Origin of the sequence: Candidatus Thiothrix phosphatis (genome assembly GCF_035668035.1) — a bacterium.
Taxonomy (GTDB): domain Bacteria; phylum Pseudomonadota; class Gammaproteobacteria; order Thiotrichales; family Thiotrichaceae; genus Thiothrix; species Thiothrix phosphatis.
Genome location: NZ_JAYMYJ010000006.1, coordinates 1 through 4,842, shown reverse-complemented (window position 1 = coordinate 4,842; position 4,842 = coordinate 1). Strand labels below are relative to the sequence as shown.

The 4,842-nt window shown below is 59.4% G+C and carries 4 protein-coding genes; all 4 read right to left on the bottom strand.

Going from position 1 to position 4,842, the window contains the following annotated elements:
* Nucleotides 1-82 precede the first annotated feature (82 nt).
* A complete protein-coding gene (locus VSS37_RS00660) occupies nucleotides 83-790 on the bottom strand; it encodes a M48 family metallopeptidase (RefSeq protein WP_046536368.1) in 708 nt (235 codons plus the stop codon).
* Nucleotides 790-4,053 (bottom strand): type I restriction endonuclease subunit R, encoded by a 3,264-nt coding sequence (locus tag VSS37_RS00655; protein WP_046536367.1) that lies wholly within the window; start codon nucleotides 4,051-4,053, stop codon nucleotides 790-792. Before VSS37_RS00655 ends, VSS37_RS00660 begins: the two co-directional genes overlap by 1 nt.
* A 9-nt stretch (nucleotides 4,054-4,062) precedes the next feature.
* Entirely contained in the window at nucleotides 4,063-4,665 is a 603-nt protein-coding gene (locus tag VSS37_RS00650; RefSeq protein ID WP_324692671.1) for a hypothetical protein, read from the bottom strand.
* Nucleotides 4,662-4,842 (bottom strand): hypothetical protein (locus VSS37_RS00645; protein WP_324692670.1); only part of this gene is annotated, 181 nt, incomplete at its 5' end. The genes VSS37_RS00650 and VSS37_RS00645, both read right to left, overlap by 4 nt.

The window sequence follows — 4,842 nt, the reverse complement described above, 5'->3', positions numbered from 1 at the left end:
ACCAGTTTTCGCGCGTGTACCGGCGCGCATCACTTTATCGCTTCATGAAAGCTAGAGTACCAACTGCCACCAGGGCGTCTCGTCAGAGGTCCAACTCAGCGCCGCGAGCCCTGAGCCATTCCTTCTTTTCCCGATAATCCGGCAACACCTTGTCCACTTCGTTCCAGAACGCGTCCGAGTGGTCGCGGTAGTGCAGGTGGCACAGTTCGTGGACGATGATGTAGTCGAGGATAGTCAGCGGGGCCATGAGGCATTTCCAGTGAAAATGCAGATCTCCATTCTTGGTACACGACGCCCACCGGTAGCCCAGATCCTTTATCCGAATATCGCCTGCCTTCACGCCAACCCTGGCTGCGAAGTACGTCACTCGCTTCTGAATCCGGGGCAAACCCTTGCTCTTGTAGAATGACTCGAAGACTTGATGAGCGGCATTCGGGCCGTCACGCTCGATAACCTCGCGCAACAGGCAGAACCGGCCGTCTTTCAACTTGAGAGGTTCGTCTTGTTCAGACACCAACTGCAGCCGGTAGTGACTGCCCAAGTAGAAGAATGTCTCGCCACTGACCCATTCGCGCGTTACGCGAGTGGCGTTGAGATCACGCCATTCAGCCAGATTGCGGTAGATCCACATCCGCTTGCTGAGCACGGTTTCGTCCACTTGCTCGGGCGTCATCCGCAGTGGTGGGCGAACGGTGATGATGCCATCGCGCTCGATCACGATATCCGCGGTCTGCCGGTCTGAGCCCGGCAATAACTGGTAGTGAATGTCACGCACCTGACGGAGCTGCATCACGCTCCCCCTGTCCGTGCCATGTTGACCAATTCATCGTGGCGGTTCTTGGCCAGCTTCATGACCTCTACGGCCACACGCTCACGATTGAGCTTCAGTTCTTCGATGCCCGTTTTGGCGATCTCGGTCTTGATCAAACCGCGCACGCGCTTTTGTTTGTCGGGGTTCTGCCAGAAATCGATGCTGGCAATGGTTTCCTGCAGTATCTCCACGGTGGTCTCCATCAATGCCTTGAATGCAGGCTTGTCTGCATCATTGACAGAACCATTTGCGAAGCCAAGCTGAACGATGTACTCGTAGAAGGTCGTCGCCTCCTTGCTCATGCCATCCTCACCTTGCTGACGGCCCGCAATGGCTTCCTTGCGCAGCTCGGCCAGCTTTTCGGCCAGTCGCTCCCACTCGTCGTGGTGCTTCTCGATTAGCGCATCGACCTTTTCCGATAGGCTCTTGTAGAAGGCAGGGTCTTCATCGTGGTGAACAGTGCAGTGCTTGCGAATGGCGTGTTCCATCTCGCTGGCCTTGGCCTCGTTGTTCTGGCCTGCGTGGGCAGCCAGTTTGTCGAGAAAGTCTTCCGCCAGCAGTTCGACGGGTGGCACCTTGGGGTTGATGCCCAGACTGATCAAGTGTTCGTTGATCAGCGCCTTCACCTTTTCGCCAGCACTGCCCAAATCAAGGCTGGTGTCCTTGTAGCGCTCCTTGGTCACCTGCAGGATGTAGCCGAAGCGCTTCGCGGGCACACGGTAGGGCTGTGCGAATGCGTTGGGCAGGATGATGTCCAGACTCATCAGAAACTTCTTGAGGTACACCTCGAAGTCAGCGCGCCTCTTGTCGTCCTTGAGCGCCTTCACCGCCTCATGCACCAAGGCGGCCTCGGCATCCAGATTAGGCAACTCGCCATTGACGAAGGCTTTGATCTGTTTGATGCCCAGCGCCATGAAGTGCTGGAGCAGCCGCTGGTAACGTTCTTCCAGCACTGGCAATTCCGACGCGATGTTCTTCATCCCGTCGTGCAGTTCCTGCAGCTCATCGCTGGCCGCGTAAAGGGTCAAGGCATCGGTCAGGTGGTTGGCCAGGCCGATGTAGTCGACGATGTAGCCGCGCTGCTTACCCTTTTTCACGCGATTGGTGCGGGCGATGGCTTGCAGCAGGGTGTGCTCGCGCAGCTTCTTGTCGATGTACATCACCTGCTCGATGGGCGCATCGAAGCCCGTCAGCAGCATGTCGCAGACGATCAGAAAGGCAATGCCGGTGTATTCCTTGTCCGGGTCTTCAATATCGAAGCTGCGGCAGAAGTTCTCCACCGCATTCATGCGTTGCGCCTGTTTGCGGGCGTGGGTAATGTAAGCAGCCTCGTTGGTGCCGTCCGACGATACCACCACGGCTGTCTTGAGGAAGCGCAGGCGCTGGATCAGCCCCATGTCGGGAGCAGCCTGCGCTTCTTCCTTGGCGAGACGTTCTGTCAGTGCGGCTTCGATGCCGTTCTGGTAACGAATGCACGCCAGTTTGGAATGGCACACCACCTGCGCCTTGAAGCCGTTGGGCAAGATGTTGTCGACATAGTGAGCGACCAGATCACGGGCAATCGCGTTGATGCGGTTTTCGGCTTCCAGAATGTCGCCGGTCGCGCCGTACTTCTTCTTGATCGCCAGCAACTCTTCTTCGCTGCGGTCGCGGAAAAGGTCTTCAAAGGCTTCGTCGAAAGCATGTTTTTCGTTCAGTGCGCTGTCTGCGGTCTTGCCTTCGTAGAGGATTTGCAGTGTGGCCCCATCGTTCACCGCGTCCATCAGGCGGTAGGTGTCGATGTACTCGCCAAAGCGCTTGTGGGTCTTCTTTTCGCCGTGGCGCTCCGTGAGCAGCGGCGTACCGGTGAAGGCGATGCGCGTGGCGTTGGGGAAAGCCTCGAACAGGTTGTCGCCCAGGTCCGAGCTTTGCGTGCGGTGGGCCTCGTCGATCATCAGGATGATGCGATCCGAGGTGTTGACCACCCCGAAGGTCTTGCCCGCTGGCATGGCCAGGTAGGTGCCCAGCGCTTCCGCCACCGTGTTGGTCAGCGTCTGCTTGTGCTCCTGAAACTTGTGGATCATCACCATGCTGATGTCCGAACTGTCGGTCGACAGGTGCTGGCGCAGGCCTGCCCGGGTTTCGATCACATTCACCCGCCCGCCAATCAGTGTGGCGGTGTCGCCCAGTTGTTCTTCCAGGTCTTGCCGGTCATTGACCAGCACGATTTTGTAATCAGCAAGGTCCCGGCTGGCGCGCAGCATTCGCGCCAGGAACACCATGGTCAGTGACTTGCCCGAGCCTTGGGTGTGCCACACTACGCCACTGCGCTCTACCGCCGTTTCGCCGGTGCGCAATCGTTCGACGATTTTGCTGGCGGCACGGAATTGCTGATAGCGACACACCACCTTCACACGAGGGCCGCCGTCCGTGTCCATGAAAACCGAGCTGGTGCGCAGGATCTGCAGCAGGTTCACCTTGTTCAACATCCCGGCCATCAACTGCTGCTGGGCATTCAGCCCTGCCAGCGCGGAATCGTCGGCTGGGTGGAGCGTCTTCCAGGCATGGAAGTGCTCTTCACCGGAGGTGATGGTGCCGTAGTCAGCTTCCAAGCCGCAGCTGCGCACCAGCATCAGGCTGCTGTAGAACAGCCGGGGCTCGCCTTCCTTGAGGCCGGAGGATTCCGTCTCCTTACGGAGCCGCATGTAGCGCTGCAGTTGCACAAAGGCCTCCTGCATCGGGTTGGCGCAGGTTTCCGAGCCCTTCTTGCACTCCACCACCACCAGAGGAATGCCGTTAACGAACAGCACGATGTCCGGAATGATGAACGCCTTCACACAGCCCGGCGTGTCGATGCGAAACTGGTTGATCGCGTGAAACTGGTTGTTCGCGGGGTTATGAAAGTCGATCAGCCGTACCACCGGGTCGGCTTCCCCCGTCAGCTCGTTGACATCGGCCTGCACTTTGAACAGCAGCGCCTGCACGGCCTCATTGGCTTCCAGCAAGGTGCGGCTGGGGTGGCGCAGCAATTGGCTGCGAAGGTCTTCCAGCTGGCGGTTGGTTAACCACTCACGCCCATCGTCTGTGCGGTTGATTGCGCGCACGGCATGGTCGAACACCTTTGGCAGCAGCCATTGGCGAAAGTTGACGCGCAGGCTGGGGGCGGCGTCCTGTGGCACGCCCGCTCCCTGGTCGATGACCGTCCAGCCGAGTTCTGCCAGTTGTTGCAAAAAGGGGCGTTCGACCTCCGCGTATTCGCTCACACCTGCCCCTCAAGCCAGCGCGGTGGCGGGCAGTGTCAGGCGCTCCAAGGCAATGCCCAGCGCCCGGTCGTCGAAGAGGCGATCCTTGCGGGCAGCGGCATCAGGGCCGCCAGGCCAGTGGCGCAGCCCTTCACGCAAGGCGGGCACGTCGGGCGCCACACCTTCGCGGGCCAGCAACCAGTCCACGGTGGCCAGCAGCTCCATGCCGAAGGGCGACTCAAAGCCATCGATGAGTGCGGCGGTGGATTCCAGCGCTTGCGTATAGGCTTTGGCCTCGCTCTTGAGATAGGTTTGCACGAAGGCCTTGCGCTCATCGTCAAACCAGATCACATCCAGTGGATTGGCGTCGCTGATGCGCTTTTCGGAGTGCAGGTAGCTGCCATCAAGGTTGTTCAGCAGATGGTCGAGCCGGTTGGCGTAAGGACCGTACTTGTGCGGCACGAACTGCAGATTCAGCGGGTTGTCGCCGGGGTTGTAGCGCTCGATGGCCCGCTCCAGAAACCAGGCCAGCTTCTGGATCTCCAGCAGGCTGCATTCCATGCCCAGCACCCAGTAACGGCGCACCAGTTCGGCCAACATGGCGGTTGCGGGCGTGAGAGGGGGATTGCTCATGAGACCGCCTTTGGTGCATCGCCACCGGACTGCACGGGTTGGCCGTTCTGCCAGATGACGGCGTATTGCCCGAGCTTCTGCTTTTTATCCAGGCTGTTGGCCACAGCAGTCTGCAAGGCCTTGAGCATGGCTTGCGCCTGGGGTGATGGCGGGGCGGATGTGATGGTCATAACGCAG